This window comes from Nonomuraea sp. NPDC049400, assembly GCF_044466425.1.
Taxonomy (GTDB): domain Bacteria; phylum Actinomycetota; class Actinomycetes; order Streptosporangiales; family Streptosporangiaceae; genus Nonomuraea.
Window position 1 is genome coordinate 223,260 of the sequence record NZ_JBITMP010000013.1, and the last position, 26,172, is coordinate 249,431.

The window sequence follows — 26,172 nt, forward strand, 5'->3', positions numbered from 1 at the left end:
CGCCTACGCCTTGGCCGCCTTCTGGTCGAGCCAGGTCAGGACGAGCTCCATGCCCTGGCGCCAGTGCTCCTCGACCACGTTCGCCGCCCTGGGGAAGTCGCGGGCGACGACGGCGGCGAGCGTCTCGCGGTGCTGCTGGTCGGCCACTGCGCGGGAGCGGGTCTCGCGCATGTAGGCCAGCTCGTAGCGGGAGAGGTTGACGCGGAGCTGGGTGGTGAGCGACACGAGGTGCTGGTTTCCCGACGCGGCCACGAGCGCCCCGTGCCAGACGGTGTCGAGCCGCCAGCGCCGCACCGCGTCGTCGCAGCCCTCAAGCTCGTCGAGCGCGCGGTGGAGGGTGTCCATCGTCGCGGCGTTCGGCGCGTGCGCGGTGCGGATGGCGAGCCCTTCGAGCGCGCCCAGGATCGGGTAGAGCTCGGTGACCTCCCGGCGGTCCAGCGACCTGACGGTGAAGCCCCTGGCCAGCGCCGACGACAGCACCCCCTCGGATTCCAGCCTGAGCAGGGCCTCCCGGATCGGGGTGCGCGACACCTGGAGGGCGCGGCTCAGCGCGGCCTCCGTGATCGACGCGCCCGGCGCATAGTGCCCGGACAGGATGGAGTCGACGATCCGGGCGTACACCGCTTCGCGCAGTGGCTCGTTGCGCTGGATCGCCTGCGGCGCGAGGTCGGGAGTGCTCATCAGCGAAAGGGACTTTCGTCGCGGTGTCGGCGCTCGAACTCCGAGCGCATGCATAGCGTATCCAGGCTGGTCATGCGGTCCACGGCAAGAATCCCATCGAGGCGGTCGATCTCGTGCTGCAACAGCTTCGCCGTGCTTTCGAGCGCCTATCGTATACGATAGACGGCGTGATGAACCTCAGCCTGTCGCTCGAGCGCATCGAGCGAGCCAGCGATCTCATCGACCCCGCGTTCCTCCACACCCCTCAGTACGTGCACACCGGGCTCTCCCGGCGGCTGGGCCGCGACACGGTGATCAAGGTGGAGACGCTCAACCCGATCGGCTCGTTCAAGGGCCGCGGCGCCGACCACTTCATGCGGGGCGTGCCTCTCGACCGGCAGGTGGTGTGCGCGTCGGCGGGCAACTTCGGGCAGGCCATCGCCTATGCGGCCAGGGCGCGGGGGCTGGAGGTGCGGGTGTTCGCGGCGACCGCCGCCAACCCGGCGAAGGTGGCCGCGATGCGCGAGCTGGGGGCGCGGGTCGAGCTGGTCGGGGCCGATTTCGACGAGGCCAAGGCCGCGGCGCGCGCGTACGCCGACCGGCATCGCGAGTGCCTGTTCGTGGAGGACGGCCACGATCCGCGCATCGCCGAGGGCGCCGGCACGATCGCCGTGGAGCTGGCCTCCATGGAGGTCGGCACGCTGCTCGTCCCCGTCGGCAACGGGGCGCTGATCAGCGGCATCGGCTGCTGGATGAAGGAACGCTCACCCCGTACCAAGATCGTGGGGGTGTGCGCCGCCGGAGCCCCGGCGATGGCGCACAGCTGGCGCGAGGGCAGGCCGGTGTCGTCCCCGCAGGCGGCGACCGCGGCCGACGGCATCGCCGTCCGGGTGCCGGTCCCGGTAGCCGTCGACTGGATGCGGGAGTACGTGGACGATGTCGTCCTGGTGTCGGAGGAGGCCATCCGCGAGGCGCTGTTCGTCGTACGCGACACGCTGGGGCTGCTCGTCGAGCCCTCGGGCGTGGTGGGCGTCGCGGCGGCGCTCCAGCACGAGTTCGCCGACGCGCCCCTGGCCACGATCATCACGGGCGGAAACCTCTCTGACGACCTGCGGGCCGAGCTTACTTCGTAGTTGAAATACGCCAATTCCCCGCATCCTGTCGATGGTGCCTGCCGGTTGAGTATCCGCAGGTGGGCGGCACCAAGCACAAGGAATCCCAGGCATCCAGACCCCGCCTGAGACCATGAGGCCTGCGAGGTCCGGGCCGAACGTGATGATGCCTCAGGTTGGTGCTGGAGTTTACTCCTGGGCCTCCAGCTTTCTGACGTGATTTGTGGTAATTATGGTGACTGCTGGTGAACTCTCCCTCATCCTTTGTTATGGTCACTCCTCGTCCGGGATTGGGACAACCTTTACCTGAGGAGGATCATGCGGACCCCGAGGATCGTCGCCCTCACCACCGCTGTGGCGGCGGCCGCCGCTCCAATGTTGGCTCTCGCGTCCCCAGCGATCGCCGAACAGCGCACCACGACGACCACAACGACAGTCCAGAACAGCCCACTGGACTGGCTCTCCCTTCCAGCCCTCGGCGCCACCGATTGGCTGTCGAAGGTCAAGGAGTTGCTGAACACGGGCTACGTGCCCGAGGTGTTGAGCGTGACCAACGCGGCCAACCCGCAGTACACGTCCGTTTGGGTCAAGGACACCACCCGCAAGGTGAACGTCCTGCAGGGCCTTTCGGCGACCAGCCTGCAGCAGCGCATCACTGACCAGCTGAAGCTCGGCTACGTGCCGACCCTCATCTCGGGCACCGGTACGGGCTCGGGCGCCGTCTTCGCCGCGGTCTTCGAGAAGACCACCGAGAAGGTCCAGTCCAAGCTCACCCTGACCAAGGACGCCTTCGTCAGCCTCAACACCAAGCTCGCCGCCGCCGGCTACACCCTGTCCTCGCTGGACGTGTACGGCACGGCCGAGAAGCCGCTCTACGCGGCCGTCTGGGTCGTCGGGGGCGTCGCGGGCACCGTGCAGGTGACCACCGGCCAGACCGTGGAGCAGCGCGGCCAGGAGCTGCTGGCCAAGGCGAAGCAGGGCCTGCAGCCCGTTCTCATGTCCATCGAGCCCGGCAACCTCTACACCACGGTGTGGAGCAAGACCAACGCGACGGGCCTGAAGGAATACCTGAAGCTGAACCGCGTGACGTACACGCTCAAGGCCACCGAGATGAAGGCGCTGGGCTACAAGCCCGAGATCCTCGACACCAACGGCGACCTCATCGCGGCCATCTGGAGCAAGGGCTAAAGAGCCGTCTGATCGTCGGGACGGCTCGCGCTGGGCGGTGCGATGAGCCGAGTCACTGGCCTCCCTCACAGTGCTCGGGACGCGTGCCGGAAGGTGAGCTGCCGTACGGTCTTCGGCGCGGTGGGCGCCTTGCGCACGAGACGGCCCACCGCGCTGAAGGGCTCCTCCCGGTCGGGCGGAGCCCTTCAGCTTGATGTGGCCGGGCGTCAGGCGCGTGTCCACCGCTGGTTGGCGCCGCCCGAACAGTCCCAGATCTGCAGCCGGGTGCCGTTGGCCGTGGAGCCGCCGGTGACGTCCATGCACTTGCCGAGCGCGCGCACCGAGCCGTCACTGTTCCAGGTCCGGCTCTGGGCGGCGGTGCCGTTGCAGTCCCAGAGTTGGACGGCTGTGCCGTTGGCGGCGCCGGCGCCGGCCACGTCCACACACTTGCCGCCGATGCCGGTGATCTGACCGTCTCCCGGCGCGCGGTGATCACCAGGTTGCCGGCACCGTCCATGGCGGCGTTACGGGTGCTGTTGGTGTAGTACTGCTGCTCGTTGTTGCCCCAGCCGCTGCCGCCGATGTCGAAGCGCCATTTCGACTGGTCGACGGCGCTGCCGGCGGATCCGTTGAACTCATCGGACCAGACGAGCGGACCTGGGGCGGGGGCGGCGTCGGCGGTGCCCGTCATGGGACGAGCAGCGCGATCAATGCGGCGAGGGCGGCGCCGGTGTCAAGAGAGCGCTCTCCCAGAGTCGATCGCTCGCCGGAGCGGTGGTCGGCAATTCGCGGCATCCACAGCGGAACCTCGCGATCACCGGGTTCGTTTCCTGGTTAGCGCGAGCCCCGGGGGAAGGGTGGTCATGGGCGCGAGCAGAACCAGTGAGCGGCGTCTGAGAAGGCGTGCCCGGCGGGTGGCAGGCAGGTTCAAGTCCGTGGCGCCGGAGAAGCGATGGCGCCTGACCGCACGGCAGCGGCGGCGCGTGGCGCACCAGACCAGGGCGGACCGCGCGCGGGGCAGGACGGTGTGGCGGGAGTGGGGGCCGGTGACGGCGGTCACGCTGACCGTCTTCGAGCTGCTCTATTTCTTCGTGGTCGCCGACATGCTCGGGGGGACAAGCATCACCGGTGTGGTCGTGACGGCCGCCGTCGGTTGTGCCACGGTCTGCTCCAGATTCGTGCAGGAATATGCGATGCTCCGGAACACGGACGCCAAAAAGGCACCATTCCTGGTGGTCGGGGTCGTATCGGTGGGCGTAATGCTGGTCGCCATGGCTGCCGAAACACTGTGGAGAGCGTTCTGAAGAACGCCCCGGAAAAGGGAACGCGGGCCTGAGAGCCTCGAAAGACGAGATCCCGCCCGGCCATCAAGCTCGGGCGGGATCTCGTCAACCAACATCAGACCATCTCAACAACGGCCTCAGGACTTGAAAGAGATCTGCTGGGAACCGAGGTATACGGCCGCGTTCCCGGCGCCGACGGAGCAGGCCGTGGCAGCGCAGTCGACCGCGCCCACCGGGGTGCCCTCGGGCGTCACGCCCTGGAAGCTCTTCTTGACGACCAGCGACACGCTACTCGAACCATTGGCGTCCGTGGTGACCGTCTTTCCCGACGCCACATTGCACGCGAGTTTGTCGTTGACGGTCGCGCACTGAGAGACGAAGTACTGCTCGTTGGCTCCCGCACCGGTAATCGCCACCGTGACGGTGCCGCCGTCGGACAGGCCCGTGGCCGGCGTCACGGAGACGCCGGGAGCCGCGGCGGCGAAAGCCCCGGGCTGCGCTGCGATGGTCAGGCCCCCGGCCACGACGGCGGCGACGACACCGAGCTTGGCGAGAATCCTCATTTTCAATTCCTCTCTCCGGCGATTTGATTCGCTCCTACGCAGACAACTCTGCGGCACGCGTATCGGTTGAACCAGAGAAATGCATGTCCGCAAGTTGTCCGGCCATTTCCACTTCCTGTCAATCGCGTAGTGGCCGACCGCGCAGGCGCCGGCGGCTTTGTCCTCTGAGATGTGGCCACGAGGAGATATTGACCAGGTACGGGCTGTTCCGTACGTTCAGGGCGTTTGTTGGACGGCATCGCCAGGAGGGCGACCATGACAGCACAGTCCAGCACCACATGGCCTTGGCCGGACCTTCCACCCGGTCCCTTCGGGACCCCCTCGTCCGAGCTGGCCCGCAGGCTCGCCGAGGCTCCGATGGAGCACACCACGATGCCCAGCGGAGACCAAGTACCCATGATCGTCAGGTACAAGGACGTCCGTGCTGTGCTCACCTCGCCCGACAGCAGCCGCAACCTGCGCGAACCCGGCCTGCCCAGGATGGTCAGCGGCACCGCCCTGGAGGACGACCCCGCGGCGCTGATCAACCAGGACCCGCCGGAGCACACTCGCTACCGCCGCATCATGCAGGGCACCTTCACCCCCAAGCACATTGAGCGCTGGCGGCCACGCGCGGCGGCGATCGCCAACGAGTTGATCGACGCGGCCGGCCAGGAGTTCGACGTGGTCGCCGATTTCGCCCTGCCGCTGCCCGCACGGGTGATCTGCGAGATGCTCGGCGTCCCGATGGACCGGTTCGAGCAGTTCCGCGGCTGGACGGAGATGTTCCTGTCCACTTCCGAGGCGAGCAGCGAGGCCAGGGGCGAGGGGTTCGCCGCGTTCATGGCGTACGCCGGAGAGCTGATCGCGGAGCACCGGGTCAGGCGGGGCGATGATCTGATCGACCTGCTCATCGAGGCGCGGGACGACGGGGACAGGCTGAGCGAGGCCGAGCTGACCCACATGGTCTTCACGCTGATCATGGCCGGGCACGAGACCACCGCCTCGATCATCATCCGGGGCACGTACCGCCTTCTGTGCCACCCCGAGCAGTACGCGCAGCTGGCGGCGCGACCCGAGCTGCTGGAACCAGCGGTGGAGGAGATCCTGCGCTGCGAGGGGCCCGGAGGGAACGGCCTGCTCCGGCGGGTCACCGGAGACATCGAGCTGTCCGGCGGCGTGATCCCGGCGGGCGCCGTCGTGCTGCCCAACCCCACCGGCGCCAACCACGATCCGTCGGCGTTCGCCGATCCACAACGGTTCGACATCCACAGGTTCGCCGAAACGGCGGTCAACCCGCACCTGTCGTTCGGCCACGGCCCTCATTACTGCCTGGGTGCCAACCTGGCCAGGATGGAGCTGCAGGAAGCCTTCCGCGCCTTGGCGACGCGGCTGCCCGGCCTGTGTGCGCAGGAGGATCTGGCGACGCTGCGGTGGAGCGACGACGGGCTGATCTACCGCCCGCTCCGGCTGCTCGTCAAGGGCGGCTGAGCCACCGAAGCCGAGAGTGATGTACATGGGCCGGCGGAGCGCCGCCGGCCCGGGCCCGATGGGGCCACATCTACCAGCCGGGGTGCGGCCCGGCACGCGTCGGACCGGCGTTCAGGCGCGCCCTCGCCCTGCCGTCCTGCCGCGAAGAGGTCCGCCCGCGCGTACGGCACAGCGGTTGCCGTACGCAGCGGAGCAGGTACTCACCGGAGACACGCCGCCTGACGCCGGCACTAGACTTGTATCGTTCGTTATCTTGTATGATTCGTGTTTATGAAGTCAGGTTGGACGCCATGACCGCATCCAGGACTCCGACCACCGCCGAGGAGCTGCGCGGTGCCGGCCTGCGGGTGACGGCCGCCCGTGTCGCGCTGCTCGAGACCGTCCGGGACGGTGACCACCTCGATGTCGAGGCGATCGCCTCCGGGGTGCGCGATCGCGTAGGACATGTCTCCCTTCAAGCCGTGTACGAGGCCCTCCACGCGCTCACCGCGGCGGGGCTCGTACGCCGCATCGAACCGGCCGGCAGCCCGGCCCGGTTCGAGGGACGCGTCGGGGACAACCACCACCACGTCGTTTGCCGGTCGTGCGGTGCCGTCGCCGACGTCGACTGCGCGGTCGGCCATGCGCCCTGCCTGACCTCCTCCGACGACCACGGCTTCTTGATCGACGAGGCCGAGGTCACCTACTGGGGCCTGTGCCCCGACTGTTCAACCGCACGCACTTCCTGAGCCCCGTGATGCGCCAAGTCCGGAAGGATTCCCATGTCTGAGAACCATGATGCAATCGTCACAGACGCGAAGGCGGAGGGCGCAGGCGGCTGCCCGGTCGCGCATGAGCGCGCCCTGCACCCGACTCAGGGTGGTGGAAACCGCCAGTGGTGGCCGGAGCGGCTCAACCTGAAGATCCTCGCCAAGAACCCCGCCGTGGCCAACCCGCTCGGCGAGGAGTTCGACTACGCCGAGGCGTTCAAGAGCCTCGACCTCGCGGCCGTGAAGCAGGACATCGCGGAGGTGCTGACGACCTCGCAGGACTGGTGGCCGGCGGACTTCGGCCACTACGGCCCGTTCATCATCCGGATGGCGTGGCACAGCGCGGGCACGTACCGGATCAGCGACGGCCGCGGCGGCGCCGGGGCCGGCCAGCAGCGCTTCGCGCCCCTCAACAGCTGGCCGGACAACGGTAACCTCGACAAGGCTCGCCGCCTGCTGTGGCCGGTCAAGAAGAAGTACGGCCAGACGCTCTCGTGGGCCGACCTCATGATCCTCGCCGGCAACGTCGCCCTGGAGTCGATGGGCTTCAAGACCTTCGGCTTCGCCGGCGGTCGTGCGGACGTCTGGGAGCCCGACGAGGACGTCTACTGGGGCCCCGAGACCACCTGGCTCGGCGACGAGCGCTACACCGGCGACCGGGAGCTCGAGAACCCCCTCGGCGCGGTCCAGATGGGCCTCATCTACGTCAACCCGGAGGGCCCGAACGGCAACCCGGACCCGCTGGCCGCGGCCCGCGACATCCGTGAGACGTTCCGCCGGATGGCGATGAACGACGAGGAGACGGTCGCCCTGATCGCGGGTGGTCACACCTTCGGCAAGACCCACGGCGCGGGCCCGGCGGACCACGTCGGCCCCGACCCCGAGGCCGCCTCGATCGAGGAGCAGGGCCTCGGCTGGAAGAACAGCTTCGGCACCGGCAAGGGCGGCGACACGATCACCAGCGGTCTCGAGGGCATCTGGACGAACACCCCGATCACCTGGGACAACAGCTTCTTCGAGATCCTGTTCGGCTACGAGTGGGAGCTGTTCAAGAGCCCCGCCGGCGCGAACCAGTGGCGGCCGAAGGCCGGCGCGGGCGCGGGCACCGTCCCCGACGCGCACGATTCGTCGAAGAGCCACGCCCCGACGATGCTGACCACCGACCTCTCGCTCCGGTTCGACCCGGTCTACGAGCAGATCTCGCGGCGCTTCCTCGCGAACCCCGACGAGTTCGCGGACGCCTTCGCCCGTGCGTGGTTCAAGCTGACCCACCGGGACATGGGGCCGATCGCGCGCTACCTCGGCCCGGAGGTCCCGGCCGAGACGCTGCTGTGGCAGGACCCCCTCCCCGCGGTGACGCACGAGCTGATCGACGCTGAGGACATCGCCTCCCTCAAGGGTCAGATTCTCGCCTCGGGCCTGTCGGTGTCCGAGCTCGTGTCCACCGCGTGGGCGTCGGCCTCGTCCTTCCGCGGCAGCGACAAGCGCGGCGGCGCCAACGGTGCGCGCATCCGCCTCGAGCCGCAGAGCGGCTGGGAGGTCAACGACCCCGACCGGCTGGCGACGGTGCTGGGCGCCCTGGAGGGGATCCAGAAGGCCTTCAACGGCGCCCAGACCGGCGGCAAGCAGGTCTCGCTCGCCGACGTGATCGTCCTCGCCGGCGGCGCCGCCGTCGAGAAGGCCGCCAAGGACGCCGGCTTCGACGTCGAGGTGCCCTTCAGGGCGGGCCGCGTGGACGCCTCGCAGGAGCAGACCGACGTGGAGTCGTTCGCCGCCCTCGAGCCTGCCGCCGACGGGTTCCGCAACTACCTCGGGAAGGGCAACCGGCTCCCGGCCGAATACCTGCTGATCGACCGGGCCAACCTGCTGACCCTGAGCGCCCCCGAGATGACGGTCCTCATCGGTGGCCTCCGCGTCCTGGGCGCGAACCACCAGCAGTCGCCGCTCGGCGTCCTCACCACGACCCCCGGGTCGCTGACCAACGACTTCTTCGTCAACCTGCTCGACCTGGGCACGACGTGGAAGGCGACGTCCGAGGACGCGAACACCTTCGAGGGTCGCGACTCCGTCACGGGCGAGGTCAAGTGGACCGGCAGCCGGGTCGACCTCGTCTTCGGGTCGAACTCCGAGCTGCGCGCGCTCGCGGAGGTTTACGCGAGCGACGACGCGAAGGAGAAGTTCGTGAAGGACTTCGTCGCGGCGTGGAGCAAGGTGATGGACCTGGACCGGTTCGACCTGGTCTGATCAACGACGTCCAGGTCGGCCCGCGCCGGCCGACCTGGAACTATGCCTGAAGGCCGATGGGCCGCGCGTCATCGCGCGGCCCATCGGCCTTTTTCGGCTTCCTGCACTCTTGCGTTTTAAGGTCGCTGTCCTGTGGCAGCGAACCTTGAGCTTGGCACAGAGGGATGCCCGATCATGCCGCCGGTCCGGTTGTGCAGGTTGCCGTCCAAGCTGGTGAGGGATGCCGCATTTGGGGGTGCATAGTAAGTCGCCCTCCGCGCCGGGGCTTGCAGGGCGATGATCGCAACCTGTAGGTTGCCAATTAATTGGCAACCTACAGGTTGCGAAGGAGAGTGAGCATGGTTTCGGACGCGATCGAACGTGTGGTGGTGCTGCGGCACCCCATCGAGCGGGTGTGGGCAGCGCTGACCACCGCCGAAGGGCTCTCGCGGTGGTTCGGCTCGGTGGCGGAGATAGATCTGCGGCCCGGTGGGCGCGCATTCTTCCGTTGGGACGACCTCGACGAGGAATCCGTCGCCACGATCGCGGTGGTCGACCCACCTCACCGTTTCGCGTTCAGGTGGGCAATCGAGGGCCTGCCGGAGGATGACGCACCCCAGACGCTTGTGGACTTCATCCTGGAACCGGTGCCGGACGGTACTCGGCTGCGCCTGGTGGAGAGCGGGTTTGCCCAGGCCGCCGACGACGTGGCCCAGTCTGCCCACAAGGCCAACAGCCAGGGGTGGGACACGGAGCTCGTTGACCTAGAGACCTACCTCGATGCGACCGTCTGATGTGGAAGGGCAGGCCGTTGCAGTGTTCGCGGCGCTCACCGATCCAACGCGGCGGGCGCTGCTGGAGGAGCTCGCCCGCGCCGGGCCCGCAACCGTCACTGATCTGGCGCGACGGTTGCCGATCAGCCGCCAGGCGATCGCCAAGCACCTACGCCAGCTCGCCGAAGCGGGCCTGATCAGCTCCGGCGAACCGGCCGGCCGCCGCCATCCCTACCGGTTGGAACCAGCCGCCATTCGCACAGCCCAGGTGTGGCTGGCCAGGCTCGCCAACAGGTGGGATGACCGGCTGGCCGCGCTGGAAGGTGCATTGGACGCCACTGACACGAACCGAGGAGTCACGCAACAATGAGCGAGCCTGAATTCACGGCCGGCCTGAACATCGCCATGAAGATCCCCAAGGCGCAGTACGAGGCCACCGTGGCCTTCTACCGCGACACTCTGGGCTTCGACGTCAAAGAGGACGACGTCTCCTACGCTCCGACCGTCTCGAGAACTCATTCGGTGCGGTTCGGACCCAATACGCTGTGGCTCGACTGTGTCGACAACTACAGCCAGCCCGACCTGTGGCTGCAGCTCCACACCGACGACCTGGACGCGGCAGCGAGCAAACTGGCCGACATCGGTATCCACCCGTGCGACGAGGTCGAGCCCCTGGAGAACCTCGATTCCAGAACCCACTGGATCAAGAACCCAGCCGGTGTCATACATCTGCTCGCGGAGTCCGGCTGATCCTGATGCCCCGATGAGGTGAGCAGCCACCCTCGGCGGTATCGCGGAGCCAAACGCCCAGCTTCCCGAGTCGCTCAAGCTTCGATGACACAAGCCCAAGGTTTGCTGTCGCAGGACAGTCGCTCGCCCTGGATGATCACGATTGGGTGGCGGAGCGGCACATCGTCGTGACATGAGTACGGCCATCGCCGACGAGTCCGCCGGGATTTCGCCCGGGTACTACCGATCATCGGAACCTCGGCTACCCCTCCAAAACCCTCCAAGGCAGGTCCGGGACGACCTCGGGGACGCACCAGCACCCCAGCTCAGCGCCACCCCACGCTCAAGAAGTCAGCGTGACCGGGTTAAAACGCAAGTGCACTCTTCGGGGGCTCAATCGAACGCGTTATCGCAAACTGCGTTGCTGATTATGCGCGCCCCCTCCGGCGCGGAGAGCTACAAAATTTCATGCTGCAGACATTGATGAAGAGAACTTTCAGAGCTATGTTCATGATCGACCCGCCCTTCCACGGGCGGCGGAATGTCGAAATGCTCGCTTAAAGCGGCATCAAGGTAATGGGCGCCTAACCGTATCCCCCCATACGCACCTGTTCAGAGAGGTGAGCATGCCCACAACCGACAGGCCGACCTGGTCGAAGACCTTCAGGCCCACGATCACTGCCCTGTTAGTCACTCTCGCGACAGCGCTGATTCCCCAGGCAGCCTCGGCACAGAGCACAAACGTGCTGGCCGTGTCGCACAAGAGCCCGTTCAACTGCGGGAAGACTTTCTACGCCAACAACTGGACCCCCAGCCACAACCCATCTGGCTCCATCGACTGGCAGGACTACGGGGGCGATGACATCAACGGCGAAACGGTGCGCGCCACCGCTTCTGGCACCGCGTACTTCTACGACGCGGGAAGCACGAGCTACGGCAAGTGGATAGAGGTCCGCCACAGTGACGGCACCAGGACCCGCTACGCCCACCTCGCGACCATGGTGAGGTCGGCGGGCGGCTCGATGAGCGTCAGCCAGGGCACCGCGATCGGGACCGTCGGCTCGACGGGCGGCTCGAACGCTCCGCACCTGCACTACGAACAGCGAACCTCCACCGGTGCGATGGACACCAGCCCGACCGTGGACGGCGTGACCGTGTCCTTGGGCCAGAAGAAGGCCGTCACGAGCACCAACGCCTGCGGCGGCAACCCTCACACCCCTGAGGAAGTCTGCGGCAGCGGTTACTCGGTCATCGACTCGGCGGCCCTCACCGGTGGCCGCACCTACCTGCTCTACAACTCGGGCAACGGCTACAACTGCGTCGTGACGCTGAAGACGACGAACCTCGGCTCGGCATCGGCGGTGTCGGCGTTCCTGGAGCCGGAAGGGGAAAGCAGGACCACCGACTCGGGCAGCTACGGCTACTACGCGGGGCCCGTCAGGCGCGACGCGGCCGGGCAATGCGTCAAGTGGGGCGGTTCGGTCGGCAGCAGCTCGTACACCAGCCCCTTCGAACACTGCGGTTAAGAGCGTGACTCATTTCCGCAGGCGGACATGACGTCAAAGGCCACGACCTGATCACGGGAAGTGGCCTTTGGCGACGGACCGGACCAGCCGGTCAGGCCACGGGGCGCGGTGCGGTGCGGGACTTGGCAGCCATCAGGTGGTCGATGAGCGCGAGCAGCACATCGCGACCCGCCCTCCGGTCGCGGGCGTCACAGAGCACCAGCGGCACCTGCGGGTCGAGAGCGAGCGCCCTGCGGATCTCCTCCTGCGTCCGGTCCCGCACACCGTGGAAGCAGTTGACGCCCACGACGAAGGGGATGCCGCGGCTCTCGAAGAAGTCGATCGACGCGAAGCTCACATCCAGCCGGCGGGTGTCGACCAGGACGACCGCGCCCATCGCGCCATTGACAAGATCGTTCCACATGAACCAGAAGCGTTCCTGCCCGGGGGTGCCGAACAGGTAAAGCACCAGTTCGCTGTTGATGGTGATGCGCCCGAAGTCCAGCGCGACCGTGGTGGTGGCCTTGCCGCTCACCCCGTCCAGATCGTCGACGCCGACGCTGGCATGGGTCAGGTACTCCTCCGTACGCAGTGGCGGGACTTCGCTCACCGCGCCGACCAGGGTCGTCTTCCCGACACCGAAACCACCCGCGATCAGGATCTTCACTGCCAGGGGAGCAACGTCCTTCTGGTCAGAGTTTGCGTAGCCCATCCCTCACCGCCTCAAGGATTGTCATATCGGGAAGACCGCCCGCCTGCGCGAAGGCCAGGGGTGGCCGGGCCCGCATCTGACCGGTCTCGATCAGGTCGCCGATAAGGATCTTGGTCACGGACACCGGGAGGTTCAGCGCGGAGGCGACTTCGGCCACCGCCAGAGGTCGCTTGCACAGAGCGAAGATCTTGCGGTGCTCCGGCTGCATTCTCCTCAGGCCGCGTCGCCTTCCCGAAGAGTCCTCGGAAATCGCCGTAACCAGGGTGATCAGCGTGAGGTCGTCCTGCTCGGGGGTGGTTCGCCCGCCGGTGATCGTATAGGGGCGGACAAGGGATTCGTCGGCGTCATCGTCGTCGAAGCCCTCCGTCCAGTGCTTCATCCGTGTCTCCCCGCGTCATCGGCCCGCGGGGTACGCGTGTCGGTTCCCAGCTTCTGGCCGACCTGCTGGATCAGGGTGTGCATCGCGACGGACATCAGTTCGGCGTCGACCTCCTGGGAGGCGACCACGGCCAGATGGGTGCCGCGGCCCGCGGCCGTGATGAACAGCCACAGCTCGGCCATCTCGATGATGACCTGGTGGACCGGTCCGCCGCTGAAGAGCTGCCCGACACCGCGAGCCAGGCTCTGCTGGCCGGTGGCGATCGCGGCGAGGCGTTCGGCGTCCGAGCGTTCGATGGTCCTGGACCGGCTGATCACGAGGCCGTCGTCGGACAGCACGATGGCGTGCCGGGTGCCCGCGACCTGCTCGACCAGGCCGTCCAGAAGCCAGTCCAGGTCTGCGTTGGTGGCGGTGGTTCGCTGCGTCATCATCGATCTTCCGTCGTAGGTGAACCGGGCTCGGGGGATCCGTCCGGCCGGGGCTGGAAGGCGTCGTCGCCGGTCCGGCGCCTGCGAGACTGCCTCTGGAACGCGCCGATCGTGGCACTGGATCGGCTGGGCTGGTCCCGTACGGCCCAGGTCTCCTGTCCGGTCCGGTCATCCCTGTCCGCCGGGACTCTGAGCTCGGTGACCAGGTTTGCCTGGCGCACCCGCTGGGGCAGCGGCTGCCGGTCGGCCGGCGGGGGCGCGGGCGCGTCGTCCCCGGCGGGTGCGGTCACGTACGCCATCGCGCGTCCCCTGGAGCGGGTCGGCAGCGGCTCGCCCTGCTGAGGCGGGCGCGGAGCTGCCGTACCTTCCTGCGGGTGCGGCCGCGGACCGGTCGCGACCGGGGGGACCTCCTCGGGGGGCGTGGCCGGCTCGGGCACCGCACGGGGGCGCTCCACCACCAGCGGTTCGGGGAGCAGCACGATGACGCGGGTGCCGCCGAAGGCCGACGACCGCAGCTCCACCTGCAGGCCCAGGCTTGCGGAGAGCCGGGCGACCACGTACAGGCCGAGCCGCACATCGTCGGCGTGGGTCATCACGTCGAGCTGCGGCGGCGACTGCATCAGGGCGTTGGCGGCGGCGTACTGATCGGGTTCCATGCCCAGGCCGCGGTCCTCGATCTCCACCGCGACGCCCCGGCTGACCGGTGCGGCCCGCACCTCGACGGGGGTCATCGGCTTGGAGAAGGTGGTGGCGTTCTCCATGAGCTCCGCCAGGACGTGGACGAGCGGTCCCACCGCGCGCGCGGCCACCCAGGGCTCGCCCTCCACGTCGATCATGATCCGCCGGTAGTCCTGGACCTCGCCTTGCGCGGCGCGCAGGACATCGAGCAGCTGTACGGGCTTGCGCCAGCGGCGCTGCGGCTGGCCACCGCCGAGGATCACCAGGTTCTCCTCGTAGCGGCGCAGCCGGGCGGTGAGGTGGTCCAGGTCGAACAGGCCCTCCAGCACCTCCGGATCCTCGTGCTTGCGCTCCAGTTCGTCTAGCTTCTTGAGCTGAAGGCCGATGAGAATCTGCGTACGGCGGGCGATGCGCTGGAGCATGCGCTGGAAGCCACGGTGTTGTTCGGCTTGCCGCACGGCGGTGAGGACAGCGCTGCGGCTGGCCAGATTGAGGGCCTGCCCGAGCTCGCCGAGCTCGTCGGGGGTGGGCTCGACCATGTGTACTTCCGCGTCCACGTCGACGTCCTCGCCGCGCTCCAACCGGGCGACCACCTTGGGCAGCCGCTCCTGGAGCTCCTGGGCATCCTCGCGCAGGTGGAGGATGCGCCGGCGAAGAATGGCGGTGAGGCGCCAGCTGGTGAAGATCACCAGCCCCAGGGCGAGCAGGCCCACGGTGGTGACGCTGATGAAGATCACGAAGAGCATGTCGGCGTGGTCGTAGCCGATCTTGCCGACGTTGTCGAGCCGGAGCCGGAGGAGCTGCATCACTTGCGTGGTGACCGCGTCCACCGAGGAGCGCCACTCGGCGCGGTCCCCGCGCACTGTCACCTGGTCGCTCTCGGTGCCGCCCTCGGAGGTGCCCAACCGCCCTTCCAGCGCGATCATGGCCTTCCACGCCTTGCCGGTCGTCAGCGTTCCGTACCGGGTCTCGTTGCCCGTGAGACTCGGGATCACCCGGGACTGCAGGAGGTGCTTCCTGGTGCCGATGGCGTCGGCGACCAGGCCGTACTCGTCCCTCGTCAGGCTCCCCGCCTGCCAGCCACGGGCCAGAATGGCGTCTTCGCGGCCGATCATGTCGAGGATCCAGAAAAGGTCGACCAGGGTCTGCGCCTTGCTGTTCACCTCGCCCTCATCGGTCTCGCTGAGGACGGTCAGTACGCCGAGGTCCGACTCGAGGACTCCGCTGTAGTAGTCGAACGCCTTCTGCGCGCTGGACGAACCGCCATCCACCGCCCAGCGCTGCTCGTCGAGGAGGTCGAGGTCGCGCTCAGTGCGGGCGATGGCGTCGGTGAGCCCCTGCTGCCCGTTGGTGGTTTCCACGGCTGTCAGGGGACGGAAGGCGCTCACGGCCTGGTCGGTCACCGCGCGCTGCTTGACAAGCTGGTCGCGCGCGGCGCTACGGGGGTTGGCCTGCACCTCCGCGGTGAGCCGTCGCTCCTGGTCAAGGCTGAAGAACAGGTTGGCCGCAGGTCTGCCGACGGTTTTGGTGGCCAGATCCATCTGGGCCTTCTCCGCCCGCCACTGGGAGGACAGCTGGAACATGCCCGAAGCCAGCAATGGGGTGAAAGTCAGGCTCGGCACGAACACGACAATGAGCAGCACGGTACGCAATGGCAGCCGGCGGACACCAGCCAGTCGCCGCGGCCCGCCGCCGGCGGATGATCCGTCGGTCTTCGTTCGTCGTCGCCCGACCCTGCCCAAACCAGCCACGTGCCGGACACTCTCCTCACCCGATCGGTGCGATCTATGATGACAATCACCCAAGTAGGCGATTGGTGCCTGATCGTAGCCATACAGCAGTTGAGTCGAAAGTCCCCGTTACCACTTCGCCGGCCCTGGTGTGCGGCGCCGGCGCGGGCTCATGACTCCTCCGTGTCCGTTGAGATCGCGGCACCGGCCGACAGCAGTCTCTCGGCCAGCACGCGACAGCGCCTCCGGAGCTCCGGGGGGTCGACCACCTCGAAGTCGTGCCCCAGCAGGAGCACGTGCATGAGCACGAAGTCGAGGCTGCCGCCGCCGGCGAGCACCTCGCAGAGCCCACTGCCCCGCCGCCGTACGACGGCCGCCGACGCCGGGATCTGCGCGCGCACCGTGTCGGCCGAGGCGTGCACGAGAAAGCGCGCCTGGTGCCGGTAGACCCGGCTGGCCACGCTCTCCTGCACGTACGCCGCCGCGTCGGGCGCCACGCGCGGGCGGAAGCGCCAGGTCCGTGCTGACACCTCGGTCATCCGGTCGATGCGGAAGCTGCGCCAGTCGTCGCGATCGAGGTCGTAGGCGAGCAGGTACCAGCGCCGGTCGGAGGCGACCAGGCGGTAGGGCTCGACCCGCCGCCGTCGCACCTCGCTCCCGGACGGGTAGTCGAAGCCGGCCTCGACCTCGTCGCGGCAGGCTCTGGCCAGCGTCATGAGTGCCTCGGGGTCGACCGGCGTGCGGCCTCCGCCGAAGGACTCCACCGAGCCGGAGAGCGCGCGTACCTCGTGCCGCAGCCGGGTGGGCAGCACCTGGTCGAGCTTGGTCAGTGCCCGGAGAGCGGCGTCGCCGGCGCTGGCGACCGCGCCACCCGCGCCGGCGAGCAGCGAGACCGCCGTGGCGATCGCCTCCTCGTCGTCGAGAAGCAGCGGCGGCAGGTCCTGCCCTGGACCGAGCTGGTAGCCGCCGCCGACACCCTGGCTGGCATGCACCGGATAGCCGAGCCTGCGCAGCCGCTCGACATCACGCCGTACCGTGCGCGGCGTGACCCCGAGCCGGTCGGCGAGCTCGGGTCCGGTCCAGACCTGGCGCTGCTGCAGCAGCCCGAGCAGGGCGAGCACCCGCTCCGTCGTACCCCGCTCGTCACCGCTCGCCACGTCCATGTCACCCACCCTGCCAGAGATAGCGGACCGATCCTGTCCGCCAGGGGCGTCAGGGTGGCTCCATGAGCCCAGACGAACTCGACTGGAACCGGACGCTGCGCGAGCAGCTGGAGTTCCATTGGCACCATCAGCTCCGGGACCGGCTCGACGGCCTCACCGACGACGAGTACTTCTGGTCGCCGGTGCCGGACGCCTGGAGCGTGCGGCCGCGCGGCAGCTCGACGGCGCCCGTGCAGGCCGGTGCCGGGGACTTCACGATCGACTACGCCTTCCCCGAGCCGGTCCCCCCGGCCTTCACCACGATCGCCTGGCGACTCGGTCACGTCATCGTCGGCGTGCTCGCCGCGCGCAACGCGGCGCACTTCGGCGCGCCGGCGGCATCCTACGAGACCTGGGCGTACGCCGGCAGCGCGGCCACCGCGCTCGACCAGCTCGAGGCCCAGCTCGACCGCTGGCTGGCCGGCGTGCGCGGCCTCGACGAGGCCGCGCTCCGGGTCCCCGTCGGTCCGACGGAGCCCTTCCCCGACGTGCCCATGGCCGATCTGGTGCTGCACATCAACCGCGAGCTGATCCACCACCTGTCCGAGGTCTGCCTGCTGCGCGACCTCTACCTGCACACGAAATCCGCTGTGAACGGAGCAAGCCGATGAGCCGCCACATCCAGGTCACCTTCGACGCCCACGACCCGCAGGCGCTGTCGTCCTTCTGGCGCGACGCGCTGGGCTACGTCCACCCCGGTCCGCCCGGGGTCGACCTGCCCGAGGGCGCCGACCCGCTGGCCGCGTGGGAGGAGTTCCTCGAGCGGGTCGGCGTACCGAAGGAGGAGCGGAACACGAGATCGGCCCTCGAGGACCCGGACGGGCACGGCCCACGGCTGTTCTTCCAGCGGGTGCCGGAGGACAAGGTCGCCAAGAACCGCGTCCACCTCGACGTCCGTGCGGCTCCCGGGCTGCAGGGAGAGGAGCGGATGGCGGCGCTGGAGGCCGAGTGCGACCGGCTCGTCGCGCTGGGCGCGACGCGGGTACGTCGCCACGAACCCGATCCCCCGATGAGCGGCGGCTTCATCGTGATGACCGACCCCGAGGGCAACGAGTTCTGCCTGGACTGACGGAGCTCCACCTTGGCCAGAAGTCAGTACGACGGCGCCGGCCGATGAACTAGAGTCGTCCGCCATGGCCGAATCCTCCTATCTGACGGCGACGGCGGAAGCCTACGACGCCGTCGCCGAGATCTACGCCGACTTCGTCCGAGACTCGCTCGACCGCCTGCCCATGGATCGCGCGGTGATCGCTGCGTTCGCCGAGTGCGTACGGACCGCCGGCGCCCGCCCCGTCGCCGAGGCCGGATGCGGCCCCGGATATATGACGGCGCACCTGCGGGACCTCGGGCTGGATGCCTTCGGCATGGATCTGTCGCCTGCGATGATCGACCTTGCCCGCGAGGCCTATCCCGATCTGCGCTTCGAGGTCGGTTCGATGGATGCCCTCGACCTGGCCGACGGCGAGCTGGGCGGCCTGTTGTCGTGGTACTCCGCCATCCACATCCCGCCACAGGAACTGCCGCCATATTTGACCGAGTTCAGCCGGGTGCTGGCCCCGGGCGGCTACCTCCTGATCGGTTTCTTCGAATCTGAGGGCGGTCCGGTGGTGAGCTTCGATCACAAGGTGACGACGGCCTACCGGTGGCCGATCGACGACCTCGCCGAACTGGCGCGCAAGGCGGACTTCGTCGAGGTGGCGCGAATGTTGCGCGAGCCCCTGGAGGATGAGCGGTTCCGCCGGGGCCATCTGCTGATGCGCCGACAGTAGATGGCCCCGGCACGGCGACCACGGCATCATCGAGCAGCGGGAACTCGGCGCGTTGGTGCCAGTGGTCGCCGTCGCTGACGAAGAGGAGCTTGGCCGCCCAGGGCGACCGTTCTGCAGGAGTCCTGATCCTCGATCTGCCTGACTTCACGCCCCGCTTCATCAAGATCCACAAGGCGCTGGTCACCGTCGGCGGTTTCGAGTGGAACCACGACGGCACCCGCTTCCTGGTCAGGCACGGCAGGCTCGGCAGCACGACCGTCCGCCTGTACGACCTCCAGGGCAAGGCCACCAAGGAATACCAGGTGCGCGGCAGGCCCGGCGGCGACGGGCGCGGCGTCTTCTCCCCCTCCGGCAAGCGGTTCGTCACCGCCTGCCTGCCGCTGGAGAAGGCCGCCTGCGTGTGGGACGCGGCGACCGGCAAGGCCGTGACGAAGCTTCCCGTCGTCGCGGGCGCACGGCCCACCACCCTCGGCTGGTACGACGAGAAGCACCTGCTCATCTCCACCGCGGCCGGCATCGGGATCATCGACCTGACGGGCCGGGTGACCGAGACGCTGCTCAAGCTCGGCAAGAATGCCGAGATCTACCCGCACTTCGCCGCGCTGAAGTAAGCGGTCGGGGCGCGGAGCCGGTTCCGCGGGACTCGACATCGAGGACACCGTCTGCGGGCCGGCGCGTACCGGCTCCTCACCTTTGAATCGTCCGTAAGCTGAGGGTGTGTCCCCCGCACTGGTCCTGCTCGACGGCGTTCGCTGGCAGGGTGCGCGGGTGGTCGGCGATCGCGCGCATACCTTGCTTGCCGCACTCGCCCTGCAAGGGCGCGCAGGGGTCAGCGACGAGCGCCTGGTCGAGGAGTTGTGGCCCGACGAGGCGCCGGCCAATCCGACGAAGGCGCTGCAGGTGGTCGTCTCGCGGACCAGGGCGGCGACCTGCGCCGACGCCGTGGTGCGGGTCCCGCGTGGCTACCGGCTCGGGCTGCCCGCTGCTCAGGTGGACGCGCTGCTGCTCGGCGCGCTGGTGGAGCAGGCACGGGCCGCACTGGGCGAGGACGACGTGGCGCTCGCGCGTCGCCGTGCAGAAGAGGCCATGAGTCTCGTGGCCGGCGGCTTGGACGACGCCACGGGCGCACTCGCCGAGCTGAGGAGCGTCGCAGCGAAGTTGGTGGCCGAGGCGCGACGGGTGGCGGCGATCGCGCGGGGCAGGAGCGGCGCTCACGAGGGCGCACTGCCGCTGCTTGAAGAGGCCGCGGCCGATCGGCCGCACGACGAGGAGCTGCTCGCCTGCCTGCTGCGCAGCGAGGCCGCCGTACGAGGTGCCGCCGCCGCTCTGGAGCGCTACGAGCGGTATCGTGCGGGCCTGGTCGCGCGGCTCGGCACCGAACCAGGGCCTGAGCTCGCCCGCGTGTACGCCGAACTCCTCGCCGCGGATCGGCCGGTGCGTGTGGGCATCCTCTTCGATGGTTCCTCGCTGCTCGGCCGAGACGGCGACATCAGTGCGGTGCACGCCCTGTTGCAGACCAATCGGGTGGTCTCCATCATCGGTCCCGGCGGGCTGGGCAAGACGCGGCTGGCTCATGTCGTCGGCAGGAACGCCGCGCAACCCGTCGTTCACTTCGTCGAGCTCGTCGGCGTCTCCTCGCCGCAGGGCGTGGTGGGCGAGGTGGGCTCGGCGCTCGGGGTCCGGGACTCGGTCAGCGGACGTCTCGCCATGACCGCCGGGCAGCGCTCCGACGTTCGCGCCCGGATCGCCCAGCATCTCGACCAGGCTCCGGCGCTGCTGATCCTGGACAACTGCGAGCACGTGATCGAGGCGGTCGCCGACCTGGTGGCGTTCCTGACCGTGACGACCCGCGACCTGCGGGTGCTCATCACCTCGCGCGCCCCCTTGTCGATCCCCGCCGAACGCGTCTACCTGCTCGGCGAGCTGCCCACGGGCGACGCGGTGGAGCTGTTCCGCCAGCGCGCCACGGCCGCCCGCCCGGGTGTGCGGATCGAGGAGGGTGTGGTCGAGGAGGTCGTCGACCGCCTCGACGGGCTGCCGCTCGCGATCGAGCTGGCCGCGGCCAAGGTGCGGGTGATGTCGGTGGAGGAGGTCGCACGGCGCCTGGCGGACCGGTTCGCCCTGCTGCGTGGCGGGAACCGTACGGCCCCCGACCGGCACCAGACGCTGCTCGCGGTCATCGACTGGTCGTGGAATCTGCTGAACGAGCCAGAACGGCGGGCGTTGCGGTGGTTGTCGCTGTTCGGCGACGGTTTCACGCTGGCCGCGGCCGAGCACGTACTCGGCCAGGACGCGCTGCACGTCGTGGACGCGCTGACCGAGCAGTCGATGCTGAGCGTCCGCGAGACGGCGTACGGCCTGCGCTACCGGATGCTGGAGACCGTCAGGGAGTTCGGGCGGATGCGGCTGAAAGAGGCCGGCGAGGAGGCGCCCGCTCGGGCGGCGCAGCGGGCCTGGGCGACGGCGTACGCCCTCGAACACGCCTCCGAGCTGTTCGGCCCGGCGCAGTTCGCGGCGGCCGACGCGTTGCGTGCCGAGGAGAGCAACCTTGCCGATCTGCTCCGGCAGGCTCTCGGCGAGCCCGATCCCGTTACGACGATCCAGTTGCTGACCGGCGTCGGCGCGCTGTGGTCGATCCGCGGCGACCACCCCCGGATCTTCGTCCACCGGGACGCGATCACCCAGGCGATCGCCGGCTGGACGCCGCCGCCGCACCTCGTCGAGGTGACCAGGGCGGCCATGCTGATCACGATCGTGAACATCATGATCGTCACCGACGGTGACGATCCGCTGCGCGACCTGCTCCGCACGCTGCCCACCAGCGACACGACGGATCACCGCATAGCGGCGATGGCCACGGTGGTGCTCGCGTGCGATTCGGCCGACGACGCCGACGTACGCCGCCGGCTGGCGGAGTTGAGCCGGAGCGACGACCGTGACGTGGCCTTGGCGGCGGCGCACACCAGCGTCCACGCCTTGGAGAACGCGGGAGACGTGACCGGGGCGATCGAGGCCGCCGAGCGGACCCTGACGTTGCTCCACGAGGACGAAGGGCCGTGGCGCGCCGCGATCACGCACGCCGTGCTGGCCCACCTGGTCATGAAGCTCGGCGACCGCCGGCGGGCGGTCGGACACGCGCGGACCGCCATCCCGGTGCTGAGCCGGCTCGGCGCCACCGACGACGAGACCCAGCTCCGCTCGGTGCTACTGACCTCCGCACTCGCCGACGGCGACCTCGACACCGCGGAGGCCGAGCTGGCCGAGATCAACCGGATCAACGACAACGAGGCAGTGCTCGGCGGGGTGGCGATCGCCTCGTTGTGCGCGGCCGAGATCGCCCTCGCCCGCGGCGAGACGGCCGCCGCGCTCGCGGAATACCGCCTGGCCGTCCAGCGGGCGCGCGACCTGCGCCTGCCCGGGGTGCCGCGCGCGGAGTTCACGCCGTGGACGACCGTCGCGGAGTCGGTCACCCTGACGGCGTACGCGTACCACGCCCCGCCGGAGGACAGCCGGTACGGCGAGGAGCTGTTCTCCATGGTCCGGGGCTACGACCTGATGGCCGCGAAGAACCCCGTACTCGACTACCCGCTGTGCGGCTCGATGCTCTTCGCGCTCGGCGCCTGGGGGCTGCTGCGGGGAGCCATGGCCCCTGGTGACGCGATCCGGTTGCTGGTGCTGGCCGAGCGGTTCTCGTACAACAGCAGCATGCCCAGCATGGCCTTCGAGCGGATCGAACCCTACGCGGAGCGGGCCGCGCCCGGGATGATCGCCGCCGTGCGGGCCGAGTACGGCGATCGACGCGGCTCCGACCTGCTGGACGAGGCACGCAGCCACCTCTCGCATGTCTCCGGCCATGACGGGCGGGGGTCACATGTGCCGCTTGTAGCTGCGTACCGACAGCGGCGCGAAGATCGCGATGACGATCAGGCACGCCAGGAGCGTCCAGGCCACCTCTCCGCTGACGAGGGCGCTGTTGGCGAGGTCACGGGTGGCCGTGACCAGGTGTGAGACCGGGTTGACCCGTACGAACGCGGCCAGCCAGCCGGGCAGGGTGTCGACGGGGACGAACGCGTTCGACAGGAACGTCAGCGGGAACAAGATCATCATGGAGATGCCCTGCACGGCCTGGGCGCTCCGGGCGATCGTGCCGACCCAGGTGAAGACCCACGCCAGCGACCAGCCCGTGAAAATCGCCAGCAGGATCGCGGCGAGCACGCCGCCCGCCCCGCCGCCCGGGCGGTAGCCCATCACCAGGCCCATGGCGAAGGTCAGAGTGGCCGCGATCGTGTAGCGCAGCAGGTCGGCCACCATCGGACCGGCGAGCGGCGCGATCCGGGCGATCGGCAGCGACTTGAACCGGTCGAAGACGCCCTTCTCCATGTCCTCGCGGAGTTGCGTGCCCGTGGCCATGCACGTCGTCAGCACGGTCTGGGCGAGGATGCCGGGGATTATCAGGGGAAGGTAGCTCTCCACGTCGCCGGTGATGGCGCCGCCGAAGATGACGGCGAACATCGCGGTGAACAGGATGGGCTGCAGCGCCACGTCGAAGAACTGCTCCGGGTTGCGGCGCATCTTCTTGAGCGCCCGCCACGCCATCGTCAGGGTCTGGCCGAGCGTCTCCCCCATGGAGACGCGCCGCCGGGCGGCCGCCACGCGGTCGGCGGCCCTGACCGCCTCGCGGGCGGGTGCGATCACGGTGCTCATCGCTTCTCCTCCGTACCGGTCTCGTCGTTCCCGTCCGCCCCGTGGCCGGTGAGGGCCAGGAAAACCTCGTCCAGGCTGGGCTTGGCCACGCTCACCGAGGAGATCGACACCCCGGCGGTGCGCAGCGCGATCAGTACCTCCGCGGCCAGGTCGGCCTGGTCGAGGGCGACGTTGAGTCGGCCCTGCTCCGGGCTGAGTACCGGGTCGGAGCCGAGGACCCGCCGCACGACCTCCACCGCGGCGGGCACCGCGCCCGGCTCGGCGAGCAGCAACTGGAGGGTGGAGTTGCCGACCGCGGTCTTCAACTCGTCAGGTGTGCCCTCGGCGACCTTGCGGCCGTGGTCGATGACAGCGACGCGATCGGCCAGTTGGTCGGCCTCGTCCAGATATTGCGTGGTCAGCAGCACCGTGCAGCCGTCGGCGACCAGACCGCGGATGGTGTCCCACATCTGGCCACGCGTGCGCGGATCGAGACCGGTGGTCGGCTCGTCGAGGAAGATCAGTGGTGGCCTGGTGATCAGGCTGGCCGCCAGGTCGAGGCGCCGGCGCATGCCGCCGGAGAACTGCGCGATCGGCCTGTCGGCGGCCTCCTCCAGGCGGAACTGGCCCAGCAGCTCGGTGGCGATGCGCCGGGCGCGCGGCGCGCCGATGCCCTGCAGGCGGCTGAAGAGCCAGAGGTTCTCGCGGGCGGTCAGGTTCTCGTCGACCGACGCGTACTGTCCGGTGACGCCGACCAGCTGGCGGATCACGTGCGGGTTGCCGGCCACGTCGACCCCGAAGATCTCGGCACGGCCCGAGTCGATCTTCAACAGGGTGGCCAGCATCCGTAGCGTGGTGGTCTTGCCGGCGCCGTTCGGGCCGAGGACGCCGAAGATCTCACCGGGGCGTACGTCCAGGTCGATCCCGTCGACGGCACGGTGCTCGCCGAACGTCTTCACCAGCCCTTCCGCATGTACGGCCAGAGCGGTGCCCCCGTCGGGGACCGGGCCGCGCCCGGTACGTCCGAGTTCTGTGATGCTCATGGCTTCACTCTCAGCGGCGCCGGTTTCACGGTGCCCTCGACCAGGTTTCACCGGTTTCCCGTGAGCCCGCGGATCCGTTCCTTCGCGCCGGCCTTCACGAGGTGATGTCCCGGCGAATGCCCTGCAGGCCGCCGAGACCCTCATCCGCCGCCGACTACCGCGCGGTTCCGGGCGCGAGAGTCGAGTTGCTGCCCGGTCTCGGACACTCACCCATACTCGAGGATCCGCCGCGGACCGCCACACCCCTCCTTGCCTTCACTGCAATCCATGCCACGCAGGCCGACTGAACGGGACGATGAGCCGTTGTTCGCCGTGCGGACGCAGGCTCCCTTCCCTGCCGTCGCCGTCGTCCCACCCGTCAGAGGAGCAGGCCGACTGAGGATCTACCGCAGGACACCCATCGCCGGCCGCATGCGCATCTCAGATAGCGCACGACTCCTTCGGAGGTGTAGTGAGACGACTCGACCTCCGCGCTCATGCTGGGCTGGGAACAGCTCACACAGCATTCGAAGGGATGATGATCTTTGGGCAACGGCATTACTGCTCCAGGTGTAATCGGCGGAAATCGCCCGGCCGGGTCCTCTCATCCTGTGTGGTGGCGCGCATCAGAACAAGTGGCTCTTGCCGGGGGTATCCGTAAGAAAAGCTGATGCTAGGGCGGGTCATTTCTCATATGAGCTGGCTGTATGCGGTGGCGGCGAGGCAGGCGCGACGGCGGAACCATCGGGCACGCGCTTGGTGACGGTACCGATTGGCTCATGCCGACACGGCGTTGCGACTTCGTACCGGAGCCGTGAAGGATGGGTCATCATACGAACGAAGGCGGCATGGTGGACTTCACAGTCAAATACGAACCCACTCCTGACGAAGTGGCGCGAGCGCTCGGGCAGGGCCTTCGGCAACAACTCAAGATCGCCTATCTGGCGCTGCCGGTGGTCCTGGTCGTGGCGGGGCTTGTCTGCATCCTGGTCGACGCCACATCCATGGGCATCGGCATGCTCGCCGGGGCAGCTGTCTTCCCGCTCGTGCTGACTTGGTCGATCCGGCGGACCGGCAAGCGGCGGCTCGCCTACCTTTGCGTGCCGACCACGCTCCGGATCACCGACGAAGGGTACGAGTGCCGAACCGACCAGTCCACGATGACGACGCAGTGGTCGCTGTTCGGGCGGATCGTGACAGGCACCGAGTTCTGGCTGTTTTTCGTGGGCAAACAGTTCACGGGTTTCCTTCCCAGACGCGCCTTCAGCAGCGAGCAACAGGCCGAGCTCGACGGCCTTCTGGCTCCTCGACAGCGCGCAGGAATCACCTGAGCTG

26 protein-coding genes and 1 pseudogene are annotated in these 26,172 nt (G+C 68.7%); 16 read left to right on the plus strand and 11 right to left on the minus strand.

The features are described from left to right. Positions 1–3 precede the first annotated feature (3 nt). The gene (locus tag ACIBVN_RS22760) at positions 4–681 is read right to left on the minus strand and encodes a GntR family transcriptional regulator (protein WP_397139335.1); all 678 of its coding nucleotides are present in this window, start codon (positions 679–681) and stop codon (positions 4–6) included. Next, entirely contained in the window at positions 681–806 is a 126-nt protein-coding gene (locus tag ACIBVN_RS22765) for a hypothetical protein (protein WP_397139411.1), read from the minus strand. Before ACIBVN_RS22765 ends, ACIBVN_RS22760 begins: the two co-directional genes overlap by 1 nt. Before the next feature lie 45 nt (positions 807–851). On the opposite strand from ACIBVN_RS22765, the gene ACIBVN_RS22770 reads away from it, so the two are divergent. Both ACIBVN_RS22770 and ACIBVN_RS22775 read left to right on the plus strand, forming a co-directional pair. Next, positions 852–1,793: a threonine/serine dehydratase gene (locus tag ACIBVN_RS22770; protein WP_397139413.1), complete on the plus strand. Its 942-nt coding sequence runs from the start codon at positions 852–854 to the stop codon at positions 1,791–1,793. Positions 1,794–2,090: 297 nt separating this feature from the next. Next, positions 2,091–2,960, plus strand: a complete 870-nt coding sequence (locus ACIBVN_RS22775; RefSeq protein ID WP_397139337.1) for a hypothetical protein — start codon at positions 2,091–2,093, stop codon at positions 2,958–2,960. Positions 2,961–3,166: 206 nt separating this feature from the next. Here ACIBVN_RS22775 and ACIBVN_RS22780 read toward each other — a convergent pair whose 3' ends face one another. Then, the gene (locus ACIBVN_RS22780) at positions 3,167–3,376 is read right to left on the minus strand and encodes a ricin-type beta-trefoil lectin domain protein (protein ID WP_397139339.1); all 210 of its coding nucleotides are present in this window, start codon (positions 3,374–3,376) and stop codon (positions 3,167–3,169) included. 477 nt (positions 3,377–3,853) lie between these two features. On the opposite strand from ACIBVN_RS22780, the gene ACIBVN_RS22785 reads away from it, so the two are divergent. Beyond that, positions 3,854–4,243: a hypothetical protein gene (locus ACIBVN_RS22785; RefSeq protein WP_397139341.1), complete on the plus strand. Its 390-nt coding sequence runs from the start codon at positions 3,854–3,856 to the stop codon at positions 4,241–4,243. A gap of 116 nt (positions 4,244–4,359) precedes the next feature. On the opposite strand, the gene ACIBVN_RS22790 is transcribed toward ACIBVN_RS22785, so the two are convergent. Continuing rightward, on the minus strand, positions 4,360–4,785 hold the full coding sequence (locus tag ACIBVN_RS22790; RefSeq protein ID WP_397139343.1) for an enediyne antibiotic chromoprotein: 426 nt from the start codon (positions 4,783–4,785) through the stop codon (positions 4,360–4,362). Between the two features lie 396 nt (positions 4,786–5,181). On the opposite strand from ACIBVN_RS22790, the gene ACIBVN_RS22795 reads away from it, so the two are divergent. The 7 genes from ACIBVN_RS22795 to ACIBVN_RS22825 all read left to right on the plus strand — a co-directional run bounded on the left by ACIBVN_RS22795 (position 5,182) and on the right by ACIBVN_RS22825 (position 12,255). Next, positions 5,182–6,255 (plus strand): cytochrome P450, encoded by a 1,074-nt coding sequence (locus tag ACIBVN_RS22795; protein WP_397139345.1) that lies wholly within the window; start codon positions 5,182–5,184, stop codon positions 6,253–6,255. Between the two features lie 290 nt (positions 6,256–6,545). Further along, positions 6,546–6,983: a Fur family transcriptional regulator gene (locus ACIBVN_RS22800; protein ID WP_397139348.1), complete on the plus strand. Its 438-nt coding sequence runs from the start codon at positions 6,546–6,548 to the stop codon at positions 6,981–6,983. A gap of 33 nt (positions 6,984–7,016) precedes the next feature. Then, the gene (katG, locus tag ACIBVN_RS22805; protein ID WP_397139350.1) at positions 7,017–9,248 is read left to right on the plus strand and encodes a catalase/peroxidase HPI; all 2,232 of its coding nucleotides are present in this window, start codon (positions 7,017–7,019) and stop codon (positions 9,246–9,248) included. 338 nt (positions 9,249–9,586) lie between these two features. Continuing rightward, positions 9,587–10,021, plus strand: a complete 435-nt coding sequence (locus ACIBVN_RS22810) for an SRPBCC domain-containing protein (RefSeq protein ID WP_397139352.1) — start codon at positions 9,587–9,589, stop codon at positions 10,019–10,021. 22 nt (positions 10,022–10,043) lie between these two features. Then, positions 10,044–10,370 (plus strand): ArsR/SmtB family transcription factor, encoded by a 327-nt coding sequence (locus ACIBVN_RS22815; RefSeq protein ID WP_397139354.1) that lies wholly within the window; start codon positions 10,044–10,046, stop codon positions 10,368–10,370. Continuing rightward, positions 10,367–10,750, plus strand: coding sequence for a VOC family protein (locus ACIBVN_RS22820; protein ID WP_397139356.1), 384 nt, complete (start codon positions 10,367–10,369; stop codon positions 10,748–10,750). Before ACIBVN_RS22815 ends, ACIBVN_RS22820 begins: the two co-directional genes overlap by 4 nt. 605 nt (positions 10,751–11,355) lie before the next feature. Next, on the plus strand, positions 11,356–12,255 hold the full coding sequence (locus tag ACIBVN_RS22825) for a M23 family metallopeptidase (RefSeq protein WP_397139358.1): 900 nt from the start codon (positions 11,356–11,358) through the stop codon (positions 12,253–12,255). Between the two features lie 91 nt (positions 12,256–12,346). Here ACIBVN_RS22825 and ACIBVN_RS22830 read toward each other — a convergent pair whose 3' ends face one another. The 5 genes from ACIBVN_RS22830 to ACIBVN_RS22850 form a co-directional block, all read right to left on the minus strand. After that, on the minus strand, positions 12,347–12,946 hold the full coding sequence (locus tag ACIBVN_RS22830) for a GTP-binding protein (RefSeq protein WP_397139360.1): 600 nt from the start codon (positions 12,944–12,946) through the stop codon (positions 12,347–12,349). After that, the gene (locus ACIBVN_RS22835) at positions 12,927–13,325 is read right to left on the minus strand and encodes a DUF742 domain-containing protein (RefSeq protein WP_397139362.1); all 399 of its coding nucleotides are present in this window, start codon (positions 13,323–13,325) and stop codon (positions 12,927–12,929) included. The genes ACIBVN_RS22830 and ACIBVN_RS22835 overlap by 20 nt, the downstream gene beginning before the upstream one ends. Next, positions 13,322–13,756 carry a roadblock/LC7 domain-containing protein gene (locus tag ACIBVN_RS22840; protein WP_397139364.1) on the minus strand — a complete coding sequence of 145 codons (435 nt, stop codon included), beginning with the start codon at positions 13,754–13,756 and terminating at the stop codon, positions 13,322–13,324. Before ACIBVN_RS22840 ends, ACIBVN_RS22835 begins: the two co-directional genes overlap by 4 nt. Beyond that, a complete protein-coding gene (locus tag ACIBVN_RS22845) occupies positions 13,753–16,074 on the minus strand; it encodes a nitrate- and nitrite sensing domain-containing protein (RefSeq protein ID WP_397139366.1) in 2,322 nt (773 codons plus the stop codon). The genes ACIBVN_RS22840 and ACIBVN_RS22845 overlap by 4 nt, the downstream gene beginning before the upstream one ends. A 257-nt stretch (positions 16,075–16,331) precedes the next feature. Continuing rightward, complete coding sequence (locus tag ACIBVN_RS22850; RefSeq protein WP_397139368.1) at positions 16,332–17,324, minus strand: helix-turn-helix transcriptional regulator; 993 nt, start codon at positions 17,322–17,324, stop codon at positions 16,332–16,334. A 62-nt stretch (positions 17,325–17,386) separates the two neighbouring features. On the opposite strand from ACIBVN_RS22850, the gene ACIBVN_RS22855 reads away from it, so the two are divergent. The 5 genes and pseudogenes from ACIBVN_RS22855 to ACIBVN_RS22875 all read left to right on the plus strand — a co-directional run. After that, complete coding sequence (locus ACIBVN_RS22855; RefSeq protein WP_397139370.1) at positions 17,387–17,974, plus strand: DinB family protein; 588 nt, start codon at positions 17,387–17,389, stop codon at positions 17,972–17,974. Further along, positions 17,971–18,432 (plus strand): VOC family protein, encoded by a 462-nt coding sequence (locus ACIBVN_RS22860; protein ID WP_349452094.1) that lies wholly within the window; start codon positions 17,971–17,973, stop codon positions 18,430–18,432. The genes ACIBVN_RS22855 and ACIBVN_RS22860 overlap by 4 nt, the downstream gene beginning before the upstream one ends. Positions 18,433–18,496: 64 nt before the next feature. Continuing rightward, positions 18,497–19,132, plus strand: coding sequence for a class I SAM-dependent methyltransferase (locus ACIBVN_RS22865; RefSeq protein ID WP_397139373.1), 636 nt, complete (start codon positions 18,497–18,499; stop codon positions 19,130–19,132). 89 nt (positions 19,133–19,221) lie between these two features. Further along, positions 19,222–19,743 (plus strand): hypothetical protein, encoded by a 522-nt coding sequence (locus ACIBVN_RS22870; RefSeq protein WP_397139375.1) that lies wholly within the window; start codon positions 19,222–19,224, stop codon positions 19,741–19,743. A 379-nt stretch (positions 19,744–20,122) separates the two neighbouring features. After that, positions 20,123–21,313 (plus strand): annotated as a pseudogene (locus tag ACIBVN_RS22875) (ATP-binding protein); the annotation flags it as partial. 1,686 nt (positions 21,314–22,999) lie between these two features. Here the strand turns inward: ACIBVN_RS22875 and ACIBVN_RS22880 are convergent. Both ACIBVN_RS22880 and ACIBVN_RS22885 read right to left on the minus strand, forming a co-directional pair. Beyond that, positions 23,000–23,836, minus strand: coding sequence for an ABC transporter permease (locus ACIBVN_RS22880; protein WP_397139377.1), 837 nt, complete (start codon positions 23,834–23,836; stop codon positions 23,000–23,002). After that, positions 23,833–24,858: an ATP-binding cassette domain-containing protein gene (locus tag ACIBVN_RS22885; RefSeq protein ID WP_397139379.1), complete on the minus strand. Its 1,026-nt coding sequence runs from the start codon at positions 24,856–24,858 to the stop codon at positions 23,833–23,835. Before ACIBVN_RS22885 ends, ACIBVN_RS22880 begins: the two co-directional genes overlap by 4 nt. 827 nt (positions 24,859–25,685) lie before the next feature. On the opposite strand from ACIBVN_RS22885, the gene ACIBVN_RS22890 reads away from it, so the two are divergent. Then, positions 25,686–26,168, plus strand: coding sequence for a YcxB family protein (locus tag ACIBVN_RS22890; protein ID WP_397139381.1), 483 nt, complete (start codon positions 25,686–25,688; stop codon positions 26,166–26,168). Positions 26,169–26,172: the final 4 nt, after the last annotated feature.

What these genes read in the sequence shown, in the direction of transcription:
- ACIBVN_RS22770 (WP_397139413.1), top strand. Translation starts at nt 852, where the DNA reads ATGAACCTCAGCCTGTCGCTCGAGCGCATCGAGCGAGCCAGCGATCTC.
- ACIBVN_RS22865 (WP_397139373.1), top strand. Translation starts at nt 18,497, where the DNA reads ATGGCCGAATCCTCCTATCTGACGGCGACGGCGGAAGCCTACGACGCC.
- ACIBVN_RS22795 (WP_397139345.1), top strand. Translation starts at nt 5,182, where the DNA reads ATGATCGTCAGGTACAAGGACGTCCGTGCTGTGCTCACCTCGCCCGAC.
- ACIBVN_RS22775 (WP_397139337.1), top strand. Translation starts at nt 2,091, where the DNA reads ATGCGGACCCCGAGGATCGTCGCCCTCACCACCGCTGTGGCGGCGGCC.
- ACIBVN_RS22825 (WP_397139358.1), top strand. Translation starts at nt 11,356, where the DNA reads ATGCCCACAACCGACAGGCCGACCTGGTCGAAGACCTTCAGGCCCACG.
- ACIBVN_RS22820 (WP_397139356.1), top strand. Translation starts at nt 10,367, where the DNA reads ATGAGCGAGCCTGAATTCACGGCCGGCCTGAACATCGCCATGAAGATC.
- ACIBVN_RS22885 (WP_397139379.1), bottom strand. Translation starts at nt 24,858, where the DNA reads ATGAGCATCACAGAACTCGGACGTACCGGGCGCGGCCCGGTCCCCGAC.
- ACIBVN_RS22835 (WP_397139362.1), bottom strand. Translation starts at nt 13,325, where the DNA reads ATGAAGCACTGGACGGAGGGCTTCGACGACGATGACGCCGACGAATCC.
- ACIBVN_RS22800 (WP_397139348.1), top strand. Translation starts at nt 6,546, where the DNA reads ATGACCGCATCCAGGACTCCGACCACCGCCGAGGAGCTGCGCGGTGCC.
- ACIBVN_RS22890 (WP_397139381.1), top strand. Translation starts at nt 25,686, where the DNA reads ATGGTGGACTTCACAGTCAAATACGAACCCACTCCTGACGAAGTGGCG.
- ACIBVN_RS22810 (WP_397139352.1), top strand. Translation starts at nt 9,587, where the DNA reads ATGGTTTCGGACGCGATCGAACGTGTGGTGGTGCTGCGGCACCCCATC.
- ACIBVN_RS22850 (WP_397139368.1), bottom strand. Translation starts at nt 17,324, where the DNA reads ATGGACGTGGCGAGCGGTGACGAGCGGGGTACGACGGAGCGGGTGCTC.
- ACIBVN_RS22830 (WP_397139360.1), bottom strand. Translation starts at nt 12,946, where the DNA reads ATGGGCTACGCAAACTCTGACCAGAAGGACGTTGCTCCCCTGGCAGTG.
- ACIBVN_RS22880 (WP_397139377.1), bottom strand. Translation starts at nt 23,836, where the DNA reads ATGAGCACCGTGATCGCACCCGCCCGCGAGGCGGTCAGGGCCGCCGAC.
- katG (WP_397139350.1), top strand. Translation starts at nt 7,017, where the DNA reads ATGTCTGAGAACCATGATGCAATCGTCACAGACGCGAAGGCGGAGGGC.
- ACIBVN_RS22860 (WP_349452094.1), top strand. Translation starts at nt 17,971, where the DNA reads ATGAGCCGCCACATCCAGGTCACCTTCGACGCCCACGACCCGCAGGCG.
- ACIBVN_RS22790 (WP_397139343.1), bottom strand. Translation starts at nt 4,785, where the DNA reads ATGAGGATTCTCGCCAAGCTCGGTGTCGTCGCCGCCGTCGTGGCCGGG.
- ACIBVN_RS22760 (WP_397139335.1), bottom strand. Translation starts at nt 681, where the DNA reads ATGAGCACTCCCGACCTCGCGCCGCAGGCGATCCAGCGCAACGAGCCA.
- ACIBVN_RS22840 (WP_397139364.1), bottom strand. Translation starts at nt 13,756, where the DNA reads ATGATGACGCAGCGAACCACCGCCACCAACGCAGACCTGGACTGGCTT.
- ACIBVN_RS22855 (WP_397139370.1), top strand. Translation starts at nt 17,387, where the DNA reads ATGAGCCCAGACGAACTCGACTGGAACCGGACGCTGCGCGAGCAGCTG.